Here is an 18,738-nt window from a genome sequence, read left to right as displayed (position 1 = left end):
CTCCGGAATTCAGCATTTGTGTTGTTTGGCGGCACTTTGGCCCGCCGCGCCGCGATCCGCAATGGCTGGTACGCAGCCAAAACCGCGCACCCGCACGTTTCCCTGTTGCAAAAACGGGATCGGCTGGGCGCTGCCCCAAACCGATCCCGCATAGCCTGCGCATTTCAAAGGCAGCGGCTACTTTGACAGCAGCCGCCTGGCCGCTACTTGGCCATCCGCGCCTTCACCGGGTCTTTGACGTTCTCGACCTTGTCGATCTCCACGTTGCGAAGTCCGTCCGGCGTCTTGGTCACCTTGTCGATATAGACCGTGAGGATGATGTCGCGCGTCTCCGGATCGATCTGGACCGGGCCGCGCGGGCTTTCCCACTTCATGCCTTTCGCCGCGGCGATCAACGAATCGCCATCGGCTTTGCCACCGGTCTTCTTCAGCGTTTCGTAGATCAGGTGCATGCCATCGTAGCCGCCGATCGCGAAGATGTCGGGGTTGCGACCGCCGGAGATCTCGTTGAAGCCCTTCACGAAGGCCTTGTTCATCGCCGACTGATGGTTGTGGTCGTAGTGCGCCGCCGTGATGATGCCGACCGCGACATCGCCCATGCTCTTCAGCGCGCTGTCGTCGGCGAGCACGTCCTGGCCGATCACCCGGACCTTCTGCGGGTCGATGCCGCGCTCGGAGAGTGCCTTGCCGACCGCCGCCGGCTGCGTGCCGCCCGGGATCCAGATGTAGATGGTGTCGGGATTGGTGTCCTTGGCGCGCTGCACGAACGCCGAGAAGTCCGGGTTCGCGACCGGGAAGCGCACCGACCCGACGATCTCGCCGCCGGCCTCCTTGACGCCAAGCTGGAACGCCGCCTCGCCATCGTGGCCGGGGCCGAAGTCGGACACCATGCTGTAGATGCGCTTCGATCCGGTCTTCACCGCCCAGGTGCCAAGCGTCTGGTTCAGCATCGGGGTGGTGACGGAGGTGCGCGCCATATAGGGCGATTTCGTCGTGATGATCGACGTCGCCGCGTTCATGATGACGGTGAACACCTTGGCGCTGGCCGAGACATCGCCCACCGCGAGCGCGTTAGGCGTCAGAATAAGCCCGCCGATGATGTCGACCTTGTCGCGGGTGACCAACTCCTGTGCCAGGCGCTTGGCGACATCGGGCGCGATGCCACCGGTGTCCTTGCGGATGATCTCGATCTTCTTGCCCGCGACCGTGTCGCCATGCTCCTTCATGTAGAGCTTGATGGCGTTGTCCATCTGCGAGGCGGTGTCGGCGAACTGGCCGGAGAACGGCATGATCAGGCCGATCTTGACGGTCTGCTGGGCGTTGGCGAGCGCCGTGGTGGCAAAGAGCGCGGTGGCGCCGAGCAAGGCAGTGAGCGACTTGCGCATCGAGAAACCTCCCTGAAAATCGAGCCTTTTGGCCTTTGTGGCGACGGTAAAGGCTGCAATTCCCAAGGTCAATTTGAGGCCGTCTAAACCTTTGGGATGGGGGCGGGGCAGACTGCTCCGCTCGACCGCGACGGTGGGCAAGCGAATCCCGGAACAAGTGCCGCGCAGTATGGGTTGGGCTCGCGTGGCGAATGAGCCGGACACCGGAGAGGCGGACGATGTACGCAAGAGAGGCGCTGATGCGGACCTTCGAACGCCTGACCGGCGTGGCGCGGCCGTCCCGCCGCGATGTTGCGTCGCGCACCAGGCCGCGGAAGGCCTGGCTCAGCCGTTTTCAGGATGACGGTGCGGTGCCCAACAATCCGACGCTGCCCCTGGTGCGCTATCGCGGCGCGGTCGACCTCGCGGATGCAGCCGATTCGGCGGCGGTGTTCGAGGAGTTGTTCGAGGCGAACGGCTGGGGCGGCTCGTGGCGCGACGGCATCTACGACTATGTCCACTATCATCCGCGCACCCACGAGGTGCTGGGCATCGCTTGCGGGGAGGCGCGCGTACGCTTTGGCGGCGCCAAGGGGAGGGTGGTTCGCTTGAAGGCGGGCGACGTTGCGATCCTTCCGGCAGGGACCGGCCATGAGGCGCTGTCCGCGACCAGGGATCTTGTCGTGGTGGGCGCCTATCCGCCGGACGGCAAGTACGAGGAATACGAGGGGTCGGCTAAGGAGCACGACCGCGCGGTGGATATGATTCCGAAGGTGGCGTTGCCGCGCAAAGACCCGGTTTATGGCGGCGATGGTCCGCTGCTCAAGGTCTGGCTGAAGACGCAACGGCGCTCGCGCCGGGGATCGAGCTGATCAGCTTTTGCCTTTGGAGACTTGTTCAGACACTTGCTTGGACACCTGCGGCACGTGGCCGGCGACTTCATCCCGGCCGCGGTCCTTGTCGTAAGGTCCCTTGGGCGGACGCGCCAGGCCTTCCGGAAAACGGTCGTCGGTCTGCACCATGGCGGGATTGCCGCGAGCTTCGGCAGCGTGTTGCGCCGTCTGATGCGGCGACTGCTGGATTTCCGGTGGATCGCCGCGCGTCGGATCGCCAAACGAGGGATCGATGGCGCGCATGCCGGACTGCTGCTTGTCCTTGCCGCGCAGGCCTTGGCCTTGGACTTTCGCGCGGTCTTGTTCGGTTGGTTTCGTCATGACGTTCACCCTCGCGGTTTCCGTCTCTGACGTGAACCGGCGAGAGCAGGGCGTTGTTCCGGGATTGCTTGGTCTGTCCACCGTCGGCGCAACAGCCACTGTCTTCAACTCTCCCATGGGGAGAGGTCGACGCGCGAAGCGCGTCGGGTGAGGGGGTACGGTCTAACGATAGTCCGTACGCCCTCACCCCAACCCTCTCCCCACCGGAGAGGGAGCGCACTGCCGGTGTCGCGGCAGCGCGTGGTGATTGCGAGGCGAACACCTAATCCTTCAAATGTGGCATCACCTCGGACGCGAACATCTCCATGTTGCGTTTGGTCAGTTCGTCCGACAGCGTGCCGAACTGCAGCATGGTGATCAGCTTGCCGGCTCCGGTCTCGTCGCGCAGCTTCGAGAGCTGGTCGCGCACCGTCTGCGGGCTTCCCACCACCACGACGCCAGAGTCGGCAAGCTCCTCCAGCGTCAGCCGCTTCTGCGCGCCAAGCGCCTTGCGCATCCGCATGGTGTTCTTCATCGACGGCAGCGACATGTAGCCCGGCGGCAGGAGCATCTGGAACGGCACCGCGAGGAAGTCGTTGAACAGCGTCTCGATGCCTTCCTTCGCTTCCTTGCGTGCACGCTCGTCAGTGTCCGCGACGTACACCGGCGACGCCCAGCCAAGTTGGCGCGGCAGTGCCTCGTAGCCATATTGCCTCGCCTGCTCGCGATAGACGTTGAGATACCGTGACACGAGCTCACGGCTCGAGAACGTCACCAGGAACGGATACTTGCGCTCCGGTGCCGCGGCCCACTTCACGGTCTCGGACGAGCCCATCGACGGGATCCAGATTTCCGGATGCGGCGCCTGGTAGGGACGGGGCCAGATGTTGACGTAGCGCACGTTGAAGTGCTCGCCCTCGTAGGAGGTCGGCCCGGGCTTAGTCCAGGCCTGCACGATCAGATCGTGCGCCTCCTGATAGCGCTCATGGGACCAATACGGATTGATGCCGGTCGAGTGATACTCGTTGCCGATGCCGCGCACGAAGCCTGTAATGATGCGGCCCTTCGACAGATTGTCGAGCATCGCGAACTCTTCGGCGATGTTGACCGGGTTGTTCACCAGCGGCAGCGCACGGCCGATGATTGCGATCTTGGCCCTGCTGGTGCGCGCGATCAGGTTCGCCGCAATCAGGTTCGGCGCCGGCATGATGCCGTAGGCGGTCTGATGGTGCTCGTTGACCGCGATCACGTCGAATCCGAGCTTCTCGGCATAGACGAGCTGGTTGATATAGGAGTCGTACTCGTTCGCGCCCTTCTTCGGATCGTACAGTGTGTTCGGCAGCACCACCCAGCCGGCGCGGTGCTTGTGGCGCTCGGCCATGTCGAGCGGGCGATAGGGCATCAGGTGAAAGAATGTGAACTGCATCAGCGTGTCCCCTGATAGAGGCGGACGATTTCCTTGGCGGTGATCTCCGGCTTTTCGACCGCCGGCACATGACCGCATTCGGGAACGATCTCGACCCGGCTGCCGGGAATCTTGTCGCCCCAGTGCTTCGCGTAGGCGGCCGGGAACAGCTTGTCCTCCTTGCCCCACATGATCAGCGTCGGCACGCTGATGCGATGCAGCCAGCGCTCCAGCGACGGGTTGTACCAGCGCGGCTCCCAGCCGAACTTCGCGGTGGCGAAGCGGTTGGTCAGCGCGATGTCGGCCTGCTCGTCGGTGAGCTGCGTCCCGAGAATCTGATCGGGGATCGCCTGGTTGAAATAGAGATTGCGAACCGCTTCCTCCGGACTCCAGATGAAGTTGTCGCCGCTCGGCTGGCCCTTGACGCGGATGCCGGCGGGATCGAGCAGCGTCAGCGACTTCAGCCGCGTGCAGTTGCGCACCGCGACCTCGGCCGCGGTCCAGCCGCCGAGCGACTGGCCGACCAGATGGACGGAGTGCTCGCCCAGACCCTCGATGAAATCGAGGTAGTACATCGCCAGATCGCCGATGTTGCGCATCCACGGGGGATTATCCGAGGTGCCGAAGCCCGGATGCTCAGGGACGAACACTTCGAAATGCTTGGACAGCAGGTCGAACACCGGCAGCCAGACCGGCAGGCCGTTGGCACCGTGCAGGAACAGGAGCGGAGGGCCCGATCCGCCCCGCATCATCCGCACACTGACGTCGCGGACTTTGTGTTTTGTTTCCGTGCCCGGCATGGCATGTTCTCCGTACTTTGAGCGACGCAATCTACAGGCCCGAATGCGCCTTGCAATCCAGCGCGACATCCAATTCAGAGTGGCACCTATGACCGCAGCCGACACCGAACGTTTCCGCCTCCGCCGCTTTATCGAGCGGATGGTGCAAATGGGCGAATGCGAGATTCATGACAAGCCGATCGATCTGATCGACGTCGCAGCGGTGCTCGAAGGCAATCCGAAGGCGACCTGGTTCAAGTCGGTCGGGCCGGAGAAGGCGGAAATCATCGGCAACGTGATGGGTTCGCGCAAGCGCCTCGCGCTGGCACTGGATACCGACGAAGCTGGGCTTCTGGGCGAAATCACCAGGCGGCTCGCGAGCCCGCACAAGCCGATCAAGGTGACGGCTGCCGACGCGCCGGTGCAGCAGGTGGTTAAGAAGGGCGAGGAGGCCGATCTCTGCGCGCTGCCGGTGCACCTGCAGCATGGCGAGGACGGGGCGCCGTACATATCGGCCGGTCTCGACGTCATGCAGTTCCGCGATACCGGGCATACGAATATCGGCTGCCGCCGTATCATGCTGCGCGGGCCGCGCACCGCGGGCATCGACATGATCGCGCCGAGCGACGCGCGCGCGATCTACCTCGAAGGCGTGGCGAAGGGCGAGAAGACGCCGGTGGCCTATGTGGTCGGTTCCACGCCGTGCGATTTTATGGCGGCGGTCTGCATGAACCCGCCGATGGATGAGTTCGAAGTGCTGGGTGCGCTGCGCGGCGCGCCGGTGCCGGTCGTCAAATGCATCACCAACGACCTCTACGTGCCGGCCGATGCCGAATATGTGCTGGAAGGCTATCTCGACAACAAAGGCCATGTCGAGCCGGAGGGTCCGTTCGGCGAATACATCGGCTACTACGGTGTGGTGAAGAAAAATCCGGTGTTTCACGTCACCGCGATCACGCATCGCAAGGATGCGCTGTTCCAGACCGTCACCATCGGCGGCAAGCATCTCGGCCGCACCGACACGGCGCAGCTCACCACGGTGAAGACCGAGTCCGCTGCCTGGGCCGGCCTCGTCACCGCGGTGCGCGAGCCGGTGGCGTGCTTTGCGACGCCGTCGAGCGGCGGCATGTACAACGTGCGCGTCTCGATCCGTCAGCGCGTGCCGGGCGAAGCGCGAAACGCCATCGCCGCGGTGTTCGGAAGCATGGCCGAGGCCAAGCAGGTGTTCGTGTTCGACGATGACATCGACGTGTTCTCCGACGAGCAGTGCGACTGGGCGCTGGGGACCCGCTATCAGGGCGATCGCGACACGATTCAGGGCTCGGGCTTCCGCGTTGTGCCGCTCGATCCGTCGCTCGGCGGCCAGCGTACGGGAGCGAAGATCGGCTTCGATTGCACGATCCCGTTCGGCAAGCGGCAGTCGTTGGAGTGGGGCATTCCGATGCCGCCGGTCTCGAAGAGCAATGGCGAAGGCAAAAAGTCGGTGGTGGATACGCTTACGGCAGGGCCTGCAAGCTTCCTCGAACTGATGTCGGCGGCCGGCAGCCGCGACGGCCGCGAGATCGTGCGCGAGCTCGATACGCTTTACGCGGCGGACAAGCTGACGCGCAACGAAACCGGGCGATATGTGCTGAAGGGGCGGTAGCTAGGCGCAGAACAGGTTCATGGCGACACGTCCATCAGGTCTTTGGCAACCATGATCCGTCCGGAATAGAACTTGCCCGCCGCGGTGACAAAGCGCGTGTAGTCGTCGTTGTCTTTGCCCGAAGACGACAGGTGGCTCATCACCAGCGTCTTGACGCCCGCGGCCGCGGCCATTTTGCCGACGTCATCGGGCGTCATGTGCTCTTCGTTCATGTGCATGTACCAGCCCTTGCGCTCATCCTCGTTCATCTTCTGCCATTGGCCGGCTTTCTCCAGACGCGCTTTGATCTCATCGAGCGACAACGCCTCCGACACCAGGATGTCCGCGCCCTTGGCGAGGTTGGTGACAGCCGGGCTCGGGCCGGTGTCTCCGGTGAACACGACCGACCTGTCGCCGGCCTGGAACCGATAGGCGTATGACTTGAACGTGCCGTAGGCGGGGCTGCCTTCCTTGAACTGAAAATGGGTGTTCTCGACCGCCGTTACCGTGACGTTATTGTCCTTGTAGACCTGTCCGATCCCGACATTGTGCGCCTCGACGATCTTCTCGATCGGCATCACTTGCGTTTCCGACAGGCGGATTGTCTCGTCCACTTTGTTGAACGCGACGGCCGCCTTGACGGTCTCTTCGGTGCCGGCCGGACCGTAAAATACGATGGGGTCGCGCCGGTGATATTGCCACTCGACCGAAATCAGGTTCGGGATGCCCATCGTGTGATCGCCGTGATTGTGCGTGATGAACACCCGACCGATCTTGGTGAAGTCGATGCCGGCTTGCACCAGTCGGCGCGCCACGCCATCGCCTGCATCGATGAGATAGGGCGTTTCGTTGACGATCAGCGCATTGGAAAATTGCGCGCGATCCTTGCGCGGCAACGGCCCTGCGGTGGTGCCGAGCGTGATGAGGCGGACGCCTGACGGTGGTGCTGCGCCCTGGCCCGCAACCTGCGCAAGAACTGCCTGCGACGCCAATGGCGCTGCTCCGAACAAAGCCATCGCGAGTACGACCGCGGTTTTCCGCATCTCACCCTCCCTGACCAGTTCTCAGTTGACGCTAGCCGATCTTGCCGGCGATCGCCATGGCGGCACGATAAGCGAACACCATGGCGGGGCCGATGGTGATGCCTGGCCCCGGATAGGTGCCGCGCATGACCGAGGCCATGTCGTTGCCGCAGGCGAACAGGCCTGCGATCGGTGCGCCGTTCGCATCGAGCACGCGGCCGTTGGCGTCGCATTTCAGGCCGACGCTTGAGCCGAGCGTCGACGGATAGACCGCCATGGCGTAGTAGGGCGCTGTGGCGATCGGTCCGAGACACGGATTGGGAGTGTGCCTGGGATCGCCGTTGTTGCGGTCGAACTCGGTCGAGCCCTTGCCGAAATCTGGATCTTCGCCGGTCGTGGCGTAGCGGTTGTTGCGCGCAACGGAGTCGCTCAAACCCGCGGCGTCGACACCGATGGCTTTGGCCAGCGCCTCCAGCGATGAGGCCTCAACGAGATAATTGTTTTTTATCGCCCAGCCGAAACGTCGCCGTCCGGGCGGGATTCGTCCAAGTCCGTACTTATAGAGAAACGCACTGTCGCAGATCAGCCAGGTCGGGATGCTCGGCACCGTTTCATGCGAACGATGCATGCCGACGACGAAATCGTGATACGACAGCGCCTCATCGACAAAGCGGCGCCCCGCAGCGTTGACGGCGATCAGACCGGGCTTGGAGCGGTCGAGCGACAGATGCGGATAGACGCCGCGTCCGCCTTCGAGCCAAGGCGTTCGCGACACCGGCGACCAGAACACCGGCGACGCATGATCGTCCTCGATCGCGGCTCCTGCCGCGCGTGCGATACGGATACCGTCGCCGTCGGCGCCCTTGAAAGCCACGGCATCGGCCAGCGGCGGTCTGACGTAGTCGTTCATCCGCTCGACGCTGCCGCCGAAGCCGCCGGTCGCGATGATGATGCCGCGGCGTGCGGTAAGGCGTTGCGGCCGTCCGTCTGCGTAGATGTCCGCGCCGGTGACGCGGCCGTCCTCGATGACCAGGCCTTGGAGCGCCGTGTCCACGCAGATCGACACGTGCTGCGCCTTGAGGCTCGCGAGCAGCCGGCCGGCAAGCGCATTTCCCATCAGAAGCCGCGTGCCGCGCGGATATTTCAGCCGGTCGCAGGCTTGCCGCCACACCAGCGACAGCGCCTTGCGAAACGAGGCCAGCGAACCGAACGGTCGCGACAGCGGCTCGATGTCGTCGCGGCCGATCATCATGCCGCCGAGTGCCATGAACTCCCCGATCGGCGGCCGCAGCAATTTGAAATCGTCGCCCAGCAGGCGGCCGTCAAACGGCAGCGGCGCCAGCGCCCGGCCGGCGAGCGTCGCGCCGGGACGGTTCACCTGATAGTCGGGATGCCGGGCGTAAAGCGAGAACTTCACCTCGCTCTTTCGCCCGAGATATTCGAGCATCTCCCTGCCGGTTTCGAGATAAGCATCGCGGCGGTTGTCGGTCGCGGGGCCGATGAGCGCATCGAGATAGCGCCGCACATCGTCGATGGTGTCTGGTGAGCCCGCGTCCTTCGCGTGCTTCGTGCCCGGCACCCAGATCGTGCCAGCGGAGGTCGCGGTGGTGCCGCCAACCTGCGCCGACCTCTCGCACAGCAGCACGCTGAGACCTTCGATGGCGCAAACCAGCGCCGCCGTCATGCCGCCCGCGCCCGCGCCGAACACGATCACATCGGGGATGTGCCCGGCTTCTGCTGCCATCAGACGCTCCACAGCAGGAATCGCGCGACGCTCTCCGGCGGCGCGAGAGCATGCACGATCATCGCGCTGTCGGCCGACACCAGCAGCGCGCCTGCGACCGAGATGGCGGCGCCAAACATCACCAGCCAGCCGAACACCTCGTGATCGGGGCTGAGCCAGGTCGAGAACAGGAGCCGGAAGATCAGCGAGAGCTGGAGCAGCGGCATCACCAGCAGCACCGGTGCCACTGACACTGCGCAGAAGAAGAACCCCTGCGCGGCCGCAACGAACACGCCAGAATAGACGAACCATTGGACGTTGCCGCGGTTGAGCGCGCGTAGGTTCTGCCGGAATTTCGACGACAGCAGCGCGAGCGATCCGATCGCGGTGGCGGCGGTGTACGAGATCAGCCCACCGAGGATGCCAGTCGCGGGCCCGGTGTGCTCCAGCGCGAAGCGCGCCATCACCGGCGTGTTGCCATAGGCAAGCGCCGCGAGCGAGGCGAATACATAGCCCGCGAGATAGCGCGGGATGAACGGCGGCAGCGCAGGCTTGTCGGCGGGCGCTTTATCGGCTGGCGCCGCTTTGGCTTTGGGCGGTTGGCGCTGGGTGATCAGCGAGCCGCCGAGCATGATGATGCCGCCGATGATCTGCAGCGCCGTGCACGGCTCGTGCAGCACCACCACGGCCATCACCATGGTGACGACGACCTGAAGCTGCACCACGGGCGCGGTGAGGTTCACGCCCGCGACCTGATTGGCTTTGAAGTTGCAGAAGCGCCCGATCAGGAAGTGCAGCACGCCCAGGCTGGCCATCCAGCCCATCGCGGCCGGCGAGAACTGGCCGACGCGGCTCAATTCGCCCAGCAGGAACGCGACCGGCAGGAAGCAGACGACGCCGAGCGGTACGGTGATCGCCATGGCCTGGCCCGGCGTCCCGGTGACGACGCCGCGGCGCACCGCGGCGTTGTTCAACGCGAACGTGGCCGCCGACAGAACGGAAAACAGAACACCCAGCACGCGGAGCCCCAGCCATTGTTGTCATTCCCCCCGAATGAGTATGACACCGGTGGTTGTGGCGTGCCCGACGAAATTTGCAAGGGCTCGATGCAGATGCGTTAGATCGGCATTGTTTGAATGTTGAAACGGGCTTGCTCTCGATCCGTCATCCTGAGGTGCTCGGCGCAAGCCGAGCCTCGAAGGATGCGGCCCCGAAATCCCGAGCCGTCGCCCTTCGAGGCTCACTCGCTTCGCTCGCTCGCACCTCAGGGTGACGGTGATGGTCTGCCCGTGTCGCTTTGACCACAGCGACGCACTGGCTCACGCCTTTGCATGCTCACCGAGGACCGCGCCAGTTCACTTCTTCGCCTTCGCCTGCTCCGCCAGAAACTGCCGCAGCCGTTCGCGCACGGCGTTGGCGCTTTCCGGCGTCCATTTGCGGAAGCCCTCGCCGGTGCGCATGCCGAGCTTGCCTTGCGCGACCTTGTCCTTGATGAGCTGCGTCGGCTCGGTCGAACGGTCGAGATCAGCCATCACCGTGTTCTGGATGTCGAGCGTGAGATCGACACCGACCAGATCGGTCTGCTCCATCGGACCCAACACGGCCATGCGGGCGCCGAAGCCGCTCTTCACCACCTCGTCGATGGTGTCGGCATCGCAGACGCCGGCGGCGACCAGCGCGATCGCCTCGCGCTTCAAGGCGTGCTGCAGGCGGTTGCCGACGAAGCCCGGAATGTCCTTCCGGACATGCACGGGTTTGCGCCCGGCGTCGCGCAGCAGCGCGATGGTCTTCTGCACGGTCGCGTCACTGGTGAATTCGTTCTGCGTCACCTCCACCAGCGGCACGAGATGCGGCGGGTTCCAGAAGTGCGTGCCGACCACCCGGCCGCGGTGTTTCAGCTTCTCGCCGATGCGCGTCGAGGGAATCGCCGAGCTGTTGCTGGCCAGGATCGTCTCGGGCGCAGTCAGGCTTTCCAGTTCGGCGAAGAGCTGCTGCTTGAGTGGCAGCTTTTCCGGCGCGGCCTCGAATACGAACGTGGTGCCGGTCATTGCGGGCGGCATCTGGTCGTGCGCCGAGATGCGGCCGAGCAGGGCGGGGTCGCCGCCGAGCAGCGCGCGGGCGCTTTCCAGCCGCTCCGGCAGCGTGTTTCGCCATTCCGCCGAAGGGTCGTAAATCCGCACGGTGTGGCCCGCGGCCGCCAGCAGATAGGCGATGCCGTGGCCCATCAGCCCCGCGCCGATCACCCCGATGGTCTCCGTGCTCATGGTGTCCTCTTGGTTAAGCCGCGCCCGCCGCGCGTTAACGGCCGCGCAACGCTGTTTATCAACATCTTCGCAAGCCTGTTCGTCAACGGAAACTCAAGCCGGATGCGTCATGTTCGTTGCCAAGAAGCGCCAACAAGGCGCACGGGGAGACGGCAATGTTCGGCGCGAGCTCACGCGCCCTGCTGGTGCTTGCGGCGTTCTGCGCCGTGGCCGCCACAGAGGCTTTTGGCGGTCCGGTTGTTCCAGCGACCATCCACCGGGAAGATGTCGACACCGCGCGCTATCCGTGGACGGCGATCGGCAAGCTGTTCAACGAGACCGGCGCGTCATGCAGCGGCGTGCTGATCTCGCGCGACGAGGTGCTCACCGCGGCGCACTGCCTGTACAACTTCCGCACCCGGCGCTTCATCCCGGCGGCGCAGCTGCATTTCCTCGCGGGCTATCGCACCGGCCGCTATGCGGCGCATGTGCGCATCGCGCGCTATGAGGTCGGGCCGGGCTTCGATCCGGAGCGCTACGACCAAACCACCGGCGCGGACTGGGCAGTGCTGACCGTCACCGAAAGTCTGCCCGACAGCATCGAGCCGCTGCGGCTGCGGCGTCATGCGGCGCCGGCCGGCACCAAGGCGGTGCTGGCGGGCTACCCGCAGGATCGTGCCTTCGCGCTTACCGCCGATCGCGATTGCGAGCTGCGCGGCAAGATCGCCGGCGGTCAGCTCATGCTGCACACCTGCCGCGGCGTCCGCGGCACCTCGGGCGCGCCGATCCTGGTGGGCGAGGGCGACGGCAACCTGCAGATCGCGGCGATCCAGATTGCGGTTTTTCACGCTGACGGCGTCGCCAACATGGTGGCGGTCCCAGCGGAATCGATCCGGACGGCGAGCGACAACGACGATGCGCGCAGGCCTGAGCCGGTGGTCGCAACGAGCTTCATCGGTCCGGTCTGCATCAAGGCGAACGACGACCGCCTGACCATGGCGGCGATTCACGACAGGGTCGGCATCGAAGACGGCGACATCGTCGCGTCGATCCCGCAACCGGACATGCAGCGGACGAGCGCTCCGCCGGCGGTGAATGCCTACTGGCTCGGGACTGAGCCGGGTTTTCCTCTGCCTTGATCTTTCTCCGTCATCCCGAGGCCCGGCGCGGTGCGCCTCGGGATGACGGCGATGGTCCGGCCGAGCCACCCAGCCGCCATTGAGCCAGCTTTGGATTGTGGATATCGTCCCGCGGCTTGATCCGTTCGCCGGATTGAAGCCCACATTGCACCCCTGAATGCGAATCGCATTGCCTGCGGCAACCTTTGGAGCCGAATGACGGCCCTTGAAAAGCTCGGCGCCTTTGTCGCCAACCATATTCCCAACGAGCCCGCTTGCGCGGACGCGCGGCTGCATGCGGCCGACGCCGTTGGCGCCTGGATCGCAGCGAGCGCAACGAAAGAAGGCAAGCTGCTGCGCGGCTTCCGCCAGCCGGGCGCTTCGTTGCCGGATCACGTCGCGATCAACTGCGCGTTGGTACGGTTGAGCGAGATAGACGACATCCATCTCGGCTCGATGGTCACGCCGGGCGCGATCGTGGTGCCGGCGGCGCTCACCATTGCGGCGGCCTTGCCCGATCTCGAAGAGAACGAACTCGCCGCGGCGATCATCGCGGGCTACGAGGCGATGATCCGGCTCGGCGCCGCGATCGACGGGCCGTCGGTGCTCTATCGCGGCATCTGGCCGACGTACTTCGCGGCGCCGTTCGGCGTCGCCGCCACCGCGGCGCGGCTGATGCGGCTCTCGACCGAGCAGACCGCGAACGCGCTGTCGCTGGCTCTGATCGCGGCGTCGCCCGGCACCGGCCACCACGCCGCCACCACGACGGCGCGCTGGCTTGCGGCCGGATACGCGGCGTCGCGCGGGCTGCAGGCCGCGCTCGCCGCAGGGGCGGGCTTCACCTCGGATCTGAAGATCGCCGACGGCGATTTCCTGAAGAACATCTACAACGTCGCGCCGAACGCGGACCTCATCGCCAACGGCTGGGACAAGCCCGCGCTCAGCGACACCTCGTTCAAGCCGTGGTGCGCGGCGCGCCAGACTATGGCGGCGACGCAGGCGCTCAAGGAGCTGATGGCCGAGGGCGTGACGGTCGACTCCATCGTGCGGATCGGCGTCGCGGTGCTGCCGCCGCATCTGAAGATGATCGACCATGGCGTCTCCATGGGCGATCGCTTCTCGTTCCTCACCAGCGTGCAGTACCAGCTCGCGGTCGCGGCGATCTCGCCGGACGCGGCGTACGGTCTGTCAGCGCCGAACGGGCCGACCCCGCCGGACCTCTTGTTCTTCATGGAGCGCATCAAGGTGCGCGCCGAGGACAGCCTGCTGACCGCGGGCTATCCGCAGGCCTGGCCCGCGCACGTCACAGTGACGACGCGCGCCAAGCGCCACGATCGTGGCGTCATCCATGTGCCGGGCGATCCGGCGCGGCGCTGGGACGAGGATGCGCTGAAGGCGAAGTTCCTGGCGGTGATGAAGCCCGCGCTGAAGGAGGAGCCCGCCGAGCCAGTGTTCGAGCTGGCACTGCGCGGGATCAACGATCCAGCCGCGGTGGTCGCGGAGATCGAACGGCTCGCGGCGCTCTGAGCGTCAGTCGAAGTCATCGCAACTGAGCGCGGAAATTTCCGCTGGCGGCGCCGGCGTAAATGACGCCGTGATTTCAGTGCGTTGAAATTTCCGCAGTTTCCGAGATTTTGCGCGACAGCCAAATTTAAATTCGCGGGAGTTATCCCGGGCCATCACGCCAAGCCGGCTCAGCCGCGTGGCCTCCACTTGCACGCCGCCAATCCGTGTTTCATACTGAACTATATGGTTCAGTATAGTCGAGCCCACTTGGATGCCTCGTTCGCCGCGCTTTCGGATGCCACCCGGCGCGGCGTTCTGGAGCAGCTCGGGCGTGCGGACGCTTCGATCACGGACCTTGCCGACAAGTTCCACATGACGCTGACGGGCATGAAAAAGCACGTCAGCGTCCTGGAGCAGGCCGGATTCGTCACCACGAAGAAGGTCGGGCGCGTGCGGACCTGCAAGCTCGGCCGGCGCCGGCTGGAGGAAGAGGCGGCATGGATCGAGCGGTACCGCCAGCTTTGGGCCGAACGCTTCGATGCGCTGGATCAGGTTGTCGAGGAGCTGAATCGCAAAGAGCAAGCCGATGCGCGCAAGGAAAGAAAGTGAGCGTAACGCATGACGGACGAAACGACAGTGGAGCGGAAGTCCGATCGAGAGCTGGTCGTCACGCGAACCTTCAACGGCCCGGCGCGCATCGTGTTCGAGGCGTGGACCACGCCTGAGCTGCTGATGCGGTGGTGGGCGCCGAAGTCGTTCGGTGTGTCGTTCATTTCCTGCGAGATCGATCCTCGCAAGGGTGGCGAGGTCCGTTTCGTGTTCAGCCACCCGGTCACGAAGGAGCCCATGGCGTTCTTCGGCCATTACCTCGAATTCACGCCGCACTCCCGCCTGTCGTGGACGAACGAGGAGAACGGTGAGGGCGGCGCCATCACCACGGTGACGTTCGAGGAAAGAGGCGGCAAGACGCTGGTGGTCATGCACGACCTTTATGCCTCGAAGGAAGCACTCGACGAAGCCATCGCCTCCGGCAGCACGAGCGGGACGGGCGAGACGTTCGCGCAGCTGGACGAGCTTCTTGCCGTGGGCGCGCGTGCGGGGAGGTCGTAAGTCCCTGGCCGTGCTCGTGCATTTTTGCGCGCTGTCGTCACCGCAATAACAGCCGACGTTGTCGCGTTCGGTCCGCGTGATCGTATTCCGCGAGCCGGATCGCTCGTTTCCTGACGAAGCGCGCAGCGCGTTGCCGGAATTCCCGGAAGCGGTCCTTCCGCCGGCCGCGGGTGCGCTCGGCATGCAACGCGTCGGCAGCAATACCGTCAACGCGGCGCTGCTCGGTCAAATGATCCCGTTCGCGGTGCCCGGAAAAGACGACACCTTCGGCGGCTTCGGCAGACTCGGCATGGAGTTTCGCAACGCCAATGTCGCGGTTTTCGCTTCGGGCGAATGTCTCTGGCTGTCGGACTGTGATCAGCGGCAAGGGCGGCGTGCGCGTCTCGTTCTGATGGTTGCGCCGGATCGCGTGAATCCTGGAGAAATCCAGGAGAGCCCAAATCGCGAGCGAAATGGACTGTCCACCTATTTCGCTTGCTCCGATTTGCTGATTAGCTTGCCGGTGCAAAATTATTGAAACGAGGCCGGTAAGGCGCTCGGCCTCTGACATGGAGTCTGGATCATGTCGAGTATCAATGGATTGAAAACGAAATTCACCTGGGCGGTGGCCATGAGCTTGGTGCCGCTGGTTGTTGCGGGCGGACTGGCTCTTGCCGCGCAAAACAGAAGCGGTTTGAAAGTGCCGAACGGGCTCTCGTTCTCCGAGTTCAAGGGCTACGAACACTGGGAAACCGTCGCGGTCAGCCAGACCGAGCATGGTCTCAAGGCCATTCTCGCCAATCCCGCGATGATCAAGGCCTACCGGAGCGGCGTTCCCGGCAACGGCAAGGGTTTCCCTGACGGCGCCAAGATCGCCAAGATCGAATGGATGTTCAAGAAGAGCGAGGAATCCCCTTATTTCGTGAACGTGCCGGACACGCTGAAATCGCTCTCGTTCATCGAGAAGAACACCAAACGCTTCCCGGATACGAAGGGATGGGCCTACGCCCAGTTCGAGAACGACGCCGCCACCGATACGCTCAAGCCCAGCGTCGAGGGCCACAAGTGCGGCTTCGAATGCCATTCGAAGGTGGCAACCAAGGACTACATTTTCACGGCCTATCCGAGGAGGTGAATGGATCGCTCACTCGATCGTCTGCGGTGCTGCGTAGACGTCGATAAAATCCGAGTTTCCTATGGCCGATTCTTTTGACCGAATGATGCAGCTTCGTGCGAGGGTTGTCGCGCTGGCGCAGGCCAGAGACGCTGACGTCTTTGCGGGCAAGGACTTTCGGCACGACTGGGTGGGTGCCCGCACGATTTCCTGGAGGATGCTGTTTGAGGACATCCGCGATACGACCAGCCGGGTGCTCGAGATCGGTTCTCACGAGGGGCGGTCTGCCGTATTCTGGCTCGAGTTCTTCGCCGGAGCGCATATCACCTGCGTCGATCTCTTCAGCGGGGACTGGACCGAGCGCTTCGACCGCAACCTTGCCGGCTACGGCGCGCGCGTTCGAAAGCTCGCCGGCACCTCGATCAAGTCACTTGGCATTCTGCGCGAGGAAAAGGCGGTCTTCGATTTCATTTATGTCGACGGCAGTCATCGTCGCGATGACGTCATGATCGATTGTCTTGGTGCCTGGCGCCTGCTCCGCGATGGCGGCGTGATGTTGATGGATGACTACACCTGGATGCCGAACAACCCCGACGCGGAACGCGTCGCTCCTGCGGTGGACATCTTCCTTGCGTGGCATCCCGAGGCCGAAGTCATCGACAAGAGCCATCAGGTGGCAGTGCGCAAGCGTCCCACCTGAGACTCTGGTGCTCAACAGACACCGTCCTTTGGCTGAGTTGGCTTAGAGCCCGTAGCTTGCGAGCACCGTGTTGCAGCGGGCGCTGATCTTTTCGCGCTTCTGGCTGAAGCAGGTCAGCACGTTGCGGACGTTGGGGATCGCGTCGCGGCAGAGCCTGATCGCATCGGGCATGCAGGCGGCCTTGTCGGACGCCTTCACCTTGAGGCCTTCCTCGGCCGAGGCCGAAACGGCCGGCACGAAGGCGGCAAGACAGACGCAAGCGAGGAGCGCATTCCGGAAAGACATTCGGTCCTCCCTGACCATGTCAGCGGGCTATTGCAGTGTGAGAATTCCGGACCTGTAACGCCGCACCCGGTTCCATAGTTCCACGATGCTGCCATAAAAATGCAAATCCCCGCCATGAAGGGGCGGGGATTTGGGCAGACGGAACCCGCTGCCGGATCAGAGGGTCAGGACGTTGACCGTGCGGCTCTCGATCTCGGTGCGCAGGTGCGCATAAATCCGCGGGTTGCGGGCAGAGAGAATCTGTAAAGTCGCGAGCACCGCGTTGGCCGGCTCCATCACGGTCATCACCGGGACCTTGCTCGGCGCGCGGAGCGACGACCAGACGTCCTCGGGGAAGTCCTTGGCGCTGGCCGGCACCGTGATCACCGGCACGGTCGACATCGCCGACAGCACGGGGCCCGCGCCGTTCGACCGCCCGATGTTGGCGATCACCACGGTGTCGGGGACCTCCTGGATCAGGCGGTTGAGAATGTTCGAGCCCGCGATCGGCTCCTTGTGGATGGAGCAGGTCACGATGGTCATCATGTCCTTCAGCGGGCCGAGCGCGTCGGCAAAGGCCTCCGTCTTGTCGGTCTCGGAGCCGCGCCACAGGATGATGCGCTGGGCCGGTACGCGGAAGTGGCCGGTGGTGTCGGCGACCTGCTTGTACTTGGCCGCGACCGTGTCGAGCGCGCCGCCGTCACGATAGACCTGCTTGTCGATGTAGGCGCCGTTCTCGATCACCCGCCACGAATCGTTGTCGATCACGTCGGCGAGCAGGAGATTGCCCTTGGCGTCGAAGCCGAACTCGACCTTGTAGTCGACGAGGCGGCCGCCTTCGAGCGCCCAGGCGCGCTCCAGCACCAGGAAGGCCTGGCGCGCGATGGCCCGCATCTGCGGGAAGAACTTGTATTCGTTCGGCTGGCTGAACACGTCCGCGGTGTCGAGCACCAGGAACGGCTCGGAGCCGAGAATGGGCTTCGCCGGATTGAACAGCTTGATCTGCGCGGCGCCGTCCTCGTACTCCATGAACGGGTCGTCGGCGACCAGCTTCTTGCCCTTCCAGTCCTTGTCCTTGGTTTTGAGGTAGAACTCGACGAGCAGCTTCGGGAACAGCTGTCCCTTGCTGAAATGCGGGCTGCGCTTGAGCGCCGAGCCGTGGGCCTCGCGGCGCACCACCACCTCGTAGGGCAGCATGGTGCAGGGCGGGGCGATGAACGAGGTCGCGCTGTTCTGCTCCTCGAACGCCACCGCAATGCCGCAGGCTTTGAGCAGGCGGAACACGTTGCAGGTCGTCGCCGTGGCGAGCCGTCCCTTGTCGGGAATGACGTCGTGCTTGGCGCCGTCGCCCGCGGTGATGTCGTCTTTGGCGACAACCGCGACGAGGTCCGAGCCGTTGATGCGGAATATTTTCTTGGTCTTTCCTTCGGTCACGAGCGCGCCGAGGGAAAGGGCTTTGGGGTGTCCGGCCGTTGGGGCGTCCACGTTTCGATCCTGCATGGCGTTGAAGAAACCGGGAAACTAATGGTTTATTCGGCGGCATTCCAGTGCGGCCGCTGGCTTTTCAACGTTTTTTGACGGCTTTTGGTTCGTT

Annotated in this window: 19 protein-coding genes; 9 read left to right on the top strand and 10 right to left on the bottom strand. The window is 64.3% G+C overall.

Annotated elements, in window-relative coordinates; translation table 11 throughout:
* Nucleotides 1-203: 203 nt before the first annotated feature.
* Nucleotides 204-1,385 (bottom strand): ABC transporter substrate-binding protein, encoded by a 1,182-nt coding sequence (locus RHPLAN_RS24860; RefSeq protein WP_068023515.1) that lies wholly within the window; start codon nt 1,383-1,385, stop codon nt 204-206.
* A 218-nt stretch (nt 1,386-1,603) separates the two neighbouring features.
* Between RHPLAN_RS24860 and RHPLAN_RS24855 the strand changes: the two genes are divergently transcribed.
* Nucleotides 1,604-2,236 (top strand): cupin domain-containing protein, encoded by a 633-nt coding sequence (locus RHPLAN_RS24855; protein WP_068023513.1) that lies wholly within the window; start codon nt 1,604-1,606, stop codon nt 2,234-2,236.
* Here the strand turns inward: RHPLAN_RS24855 and RHPLAN_RS24850 are convergent, their stop codons facing one another.
* The 3 genes from RHPLAN_RS24850 to RHPLAN_RS24840 form a co-directional block, all read right to left on the bottom strand.
* Nucleotides 2,237-2,578, bottom strand: a complete 342-nt coding sequence (locus tag RHPLAN_RS24850; RefSeq protein WP_068023510.1) for a hypothetical protein — start codon at nt 2,576-2,578, stop codon at nt 2,237-2,239.
* Between the two features lie 262 nt (nt 2,579-2,840).
* The gene (locus RHPLAN_RS24845; RefSeq protein WP_068023507.1) at nt 2,841-3,983 is read right to left on the bottom strand and encodes an LLM class flavin-dependent oxidoreductase; all 1,143 of its coding nucleotides are present in this window, start codon (nt 3,981-3,983) and stop codon (nt 2,841-2,843) included.
* A complete protein-coding gene (locus RHPLAN_RS24840) occupies nt 3,983-4,762 on the bottom strand; it encodes an alpha/beta fold hydrolase (RefSeq protein WP_068023503.1) in 780 nt (259 codons plus the stop codon). Before RHPLAN_RS24840 ends, RHPLAN_RS24845 begins: the two co-directional genes overlap by 1 nt.
* Before the next feature lie 88 nt (nt 4,763-4,850).
* Here RHPLAN_RS24840 and RHPLAN_RS24835 point away from each other — a divergent pair, with 88 nt between their 5' ends.
* A complete protein-coding gene (locus tag RHPLAN_RS24835; protein WP_068023501.1) occupies nt 4,851-6,386 on the top strand; it encodes a UbiD family decarboxylase in 1,536 nt (511 codons plus the stop codon).
* Between the two features lie 17 nt (nt 6,387-6,403).
* Here the strand turns inward: RHPLAN_RS24835 and RHPLAN_RS24830 are convergent, their stop codons facing one another.
* The 4 genes from RHPLAN_RS24830 to RHPLAN_RS24815 form a co-directional block, all read right to left on the bottom strand.
* On the bottom strand, nt 6,404-7,408 hold the full coding sequence (locus RHPLAN_RS24830) for an MBL fold metallo-hydrolase (RefSeq protein ID WP_084245485.1): 1,005 nt from the start codon (nt 7,406-7,408) through the stop codon (nt 6,404-6,406).
* A gap of 31 nt (nt 7,409-7,439) precedes the next feature.
* Complete coding sequence (locus tag RHPLAN_RS24825; protein WP_068023494.1) at nt 7,440-9,131, bottom strand: FAD-dependent oxidoreductase; 1,692 nt, start codon at nt 9,129-9,131, stop codon at nt 7,440-7,442.
* Nucleotides 9,131-10,129, bottom strand: coding sequence for a DMT family transporter (locus RHPLAN_RS24820; RefSeq protein WP_068023491.1), 999 nt, complete (start codon nt 10,127-10,129; stop codon nt 9,131-9,133). The genes RHPLAN_RS24825 and RHPLAN_RS24820 overlap by 1 nt, the downstream gene beginning before the upstream one ends.
* Before the next feature lie 336 nt (nt 10,130-10,465).
* On the bottom strand, nt 10,466-11,374 hold the full coding sequence (locus tag RHPLAN_RS24815; protein ID WP_068023488.1) for a 3-hydroxyacyl-CoA dehydrogenase family protein: 909 nt from the start codon (nt 11,372-11,374) through the stop codon (nt 10,466-10,468).
* 155 nt (nt 11,375-11,529) lie between these two features.
* Between RHPLAN_RS24815 and RHPLAN_RS24810 the strand changes: the two genes are divergently transcribed.
* The 7 genes from RHPLAN_RS24810 (at nt 11,530) to RHPLAN_RS24780 (ending at nt 16,880) form a co-directional block, all read left to right on the top strand.
* Nucleotides 11,530-12,492 (top strand): trypsin-like serine peptidase, encoded by a 963-nt coding sequence (locus RHPLAN_RS24810; protein WP_068023485.1) that lies wholly within the window; start codon nt 11,530-11,532, stop codon nt 12,490-12,492.
* A 195-nt stretch (nt 12,493-12,687) separates the two neighbouring features.
* Nucleotides 12,688-13,998 (top strand): MmgE/PrpD family protein, encoded by a 1,311-nt coding sequence (locus RHPLAN_RS24805; RefSeq protein WP_068023482.1) that lies wholly within the window; start codon nt 12,688-12,690, stop codon nt 13,996-13,998.
* Nucleotides 13,999-14,220: 222 nt separating this feature from the next.
* Nucleotides 14,221-14,586, top strand: a complete 366-nt coding sequence (locus RHPLAN_RS24800) for an ArsR/SmtB family transcription factor (RefSeq protein WP_068023479.1) — start codon at nt 14,221-14,223, stop codon at nt 14,584-14,586.
* 9 nt (nt 14,587-14,595) lie between these two features.
* Nucleotides 14,596-15,087: an SRPBCC family protein gene (locus RHPLAN_RS24795; RefSeq protein WP_068023476.1), complete on the top strand. Its 492-nt coding sequence runs from the start codon at nt 14,596-14,598 to the stop codon at nt 15,085-15,087.
* 181 nt (nt 15,088-15,268) lie between these two features.
* Complete coding sequence (locus RHPLAN_RS24790) at nt 15,269-15,604, top strand: hypothetical protein (protein ID WP_157100454.1); 336 nt, start codon at nt 15,269-15,271, stop codon at nt 15,602-15,604.
* A gap of 45 nt (nt 15,605-15,649) precedes the next feature.
* Nucleotides 15,650-16,201, top strand: a complete 552-nt coding sequence (locus RHPLAN_RS24785; protein ID WP_068023470.1) for a cytochrome P460 family protein — start codon at nt 15,650-15,652, stop codon at nt 16,199-16,201.
* 85 nt (nt 16,202-16,286) lie between these two features.
* Nucleotides 16,287-16,880: a class I SAM-dependent methyltransferase gene (locus tag RHPLAN_RS24780; RefSeq protein WP_237179909.1), complete on the top strand. Its 594-nt coding sequence runs from the start codon at nt 16,287-16,289 to the stop codon at nt 16,878-16,880.
* A gap of 42 nt (nt 16,881-16,922) precedes the next feature.
* Here the strand turns inward: RHPLAN_RS24780 and RHPLAN_RS24775 are convergent, their stop codons facing one another.
* Together RHPLAN_RS24775 and RHPLAN_RS24770 are read right to left on the bottom strand one after the other, a co-directional pair.
* Entirely contained in the window at nt 16,923-17,165 is a 243-nt protein-coding gene (locus tag RHPLAN_RS24775) for a hypothetical protein (protein ID WP_068023462.1), read from the bottom strand.
* A gap of 156 nt (nt 17,166-17,321) precedes the next feature.
* Nucleotides 17,322-18,629, bottom strand: coding sequence for a phosphoribosylaminoimidazolesuccinocarboxamide synthase (locus RHPLAN_RS24770; protein WP_198164478.1), 1,308 nt, complete (start codon nt 18,627-18,629; stop codon nt 17,322-17,324).
* Nucleotides 18,630-18,738 lie beyond the last annotated feature (109 nt).

This window comes from Rhodoplanes sp. Z2-YC6860 (assembly GCF_001579845.1).
Taxonomy (GTDB): Bacteria; Pseudomonadota; Alphaproteobacteria; order Rhizobiales; family Xanthobacteraceae; genus Z2-YC6860.
This window is presented reverse-complemented; position numbering and strand designations above follow the sequence as displayed.

What these genes read in the sequence shown, in the direction of transcription:
- RHPLAN_RS24860 (WP_068023515.1), bottom strand. Translation starts at nt 1,385, where the DNA reads ATGCGCAAGTCGCTCACTGCCTTGCTCGGCGCCACCGCGCTCTTTGCC.
- RHPLAN_RS24855 (WP_068023513.1), top strand. Translation starts at nt 1,604, where the DNA reads ATGTACGCAAGAGAGGCGCTGATGCGGACCTTCGAACGCCTGACCGGC.
- RHPLAN_RS24850 (WP_068023510.1), bottom strand. Translation starts at nt 2,578, where the DNA reads ATGACGAAACCAACCGAACAAGACCGCGCGAAAGTCCAAGGCCAAGGC.
- RHPLAN_RS24845 (WP_068023507.1), bottom strand. Translation starts at nt 3,983, where the DNA reads ATGCAGTTCACATTCTTTCACCTGATGCCCTATCGCCCGCTCGACATG.
- RHPLAN_RS24840 (WP_068023503.1), bottom strand. Translation starts at nt 4,762, where the DNA reads ATGCCGGGCACGGAAACAAAACACAAAGTCCGCGACGTCAGTGTGCGG.
- RHPLAN_RS24835 (WP_068023501.1), top strand. Translation starts at nt 4,851, where the DNA reads ATGACCGCAGCCGACACCGAACGTTTCCGCCTCCGCCGCTTTATCGAG.
- RHPLAN_RS24830 (WP_084245485.1), bottom strand. Translation starts at nt 7,408, where the DNA reads ATGCGGAAAACCGCGGTCGTACTCGCGATGGCTTTGTTCGGAGCAGCG.
- RHPLAN_RS24825 (WP_068023494.1), bottom strand. Translation starts at nt 9,131, where the DNA reads ATGGCAGCAGAAGCCGGGCACATCCCCGATGTGATCGTGTTCGGCGCG.
- RHPLAN_RS24815 (WP_068023488.1), bottom strand. Translation starts at nt 11,374, where the DNA reads ATGAGCACGGAGACCATCGGGGTGATCGGCGCGGGGCTGATGGGCCAC.
- RHPLAN_RS24810 (WP_068023485.1), top strand. Translation starts at nt 11,530, where the DNA reads ATGTTCGGCGCGAGCTCACGCGCCCTGCTGGTGCTTGCGGCGTTCTGC.
- RHPLAN_RS24805 (WP_068023482.1), top strand. Translation starts at nt 12,688, where the DNA reads ATGACGGCCCTTGAAAAGCTCGGCGCCTTTGTCGCCAACCATATTCCC.
- RHPLAN_RS24800 (WP_068023479.1), top strand. Translation starts at nt 14,221, where the DNA reads ATGGTTCAGTATAGTCGAGCCCACTTGGATGCCTCGTTCGCCGCGCTT.
- RHPLAN_RS24795 (WP_068023476.1), top strand. Translation starts at nt 14,596, where the DNA reads ATGACGGACGAAACGACAGTGGAGCGGAAGTCCGATCGAGAGCTGGTC.
- RHPLAN_RS24790 (WP_157100454.1), top strand. Translation starts at nt 15,269, where the DNA reads ATGCAACGCGTCGGCAGCAATACCGTCAACGCGGCGCTGCTCGGTCAA.
- RHPLAN_RS24785 (WP_068023470.1), top strand. Translation starts at nt 15,650, where the DNA reads ATGTCGAGTATCAATGGATTGAAAACGAAATTCACCTGGGCGGTGGCC.
- RHPLAN_RS24780 (WP_237179909.1), top strand. Translation starts at nt 16,287, where the DNA reads ATGCAGCTTCGTGCGAGGGTTGTCGCGCTGGCGCAGGCCAGAGACGCT.
- RHPLAN_RS24775 (WP_068023462.1), bottom strand. Translation starts at nt 17,165, where the DNA reads ATGTCTTTCCGGAATGCGCTCCTCGCTTGCGTCTGTCTTGCCGCCTTC.